The 626-nt window shown below is 73.5% G+C and carries 1 protein-coding gene; it reads right to left on the bottom strand.

What is annotated here, in order from left to right:
* Nucleotides 1-198: 198 nt before the first annotated feature.
* Nucleotides 199-516, bottom strand: coding sequence for a peptidoglycan-binding protein (locus tag ADL22_RS35755; protein ID WP_420711563.1), 318 nt, complete (start codon nt 514-516; stop codon nt 199-201).
* Nucleotides 517-626: the final 110 nt, after the last annotated feature.

Here is a 626-nt window from a genome sequence, read left to right as displayed (position 1 = left end):
GGGGCGGCCCGGTTCCAGGGCGAGGGGGAAGCGGGGGGTCCCGTTCCGGGGGCCGCAGCGGTGGGGTCCGCAGTGGTGGGGGACGGGGTTACGGGGTGCGGGGACCGGGTGAGCTGGGGATGGCTGGGTACGGGCCCGGGCGAGTCGCCTGGCTGGAGGGGCTGCCGTAAGCCTGGTGGGGGCTGAGTCCCATCGGGGTCAGTGGGGCTGCTGGGTGGGCACGGGGCTGGAACTGGGCGGCTGGGAGCCGCTGTTGGGGACGTGGAGTTGGTCCCAGGTTGTGCGGCCGGGGTAGCCGTCGGCGTCTTTGCCGTGGAAGCCGAGTTTGCGTTGCCAGGAGGCGTAGGACTTGCGGTGGGCCTCGTTCCATTCCGGGGTCGGGCCGCCGGTGCGGCGGTAGTGGGCGCAGCCCTCGGCGATCAGGCGTTCGGCCATTGCCGCGATGATGGGGCTGCGGGTTCCTGGGCGGAAGAAGGTGCTGCCGGGGAAGGGCTCGTAGGGCGGGTGCTGGGGCATTGGGGGGAGGGGGATGGTGCCTGTGCCTGTGCCTGTGCCAGTGGCTCCGGGGACTGGCTCGGGGCCGGTCCAAGGCCCCGTCCCGGATCCGGCCCCGTGCCCAGTAGCGC

The organism is Streptomyces sp. NRRL F-4489 (assembly GCF_001509485.1).
Classification (GTDB): Bacteria; Actinomycetota; Actinomycetes; order Streptomycetales; family Streptomycetaceae; genus Streptomyces.
Note: the sequence above shows the minus strand (reverse complement) of the source record. Positions and strands in the feature narration are given on the sequence as shown.

Coding starts and splice junctions, on each gene's coding strand:
- ADL22_RS35755 (WP_420711563.1), bottom strand. CDS start 516: ATGCCCCAGCACCCGCCCTACGAGCCCTTCCCCGGCAGCACCTTCTTC.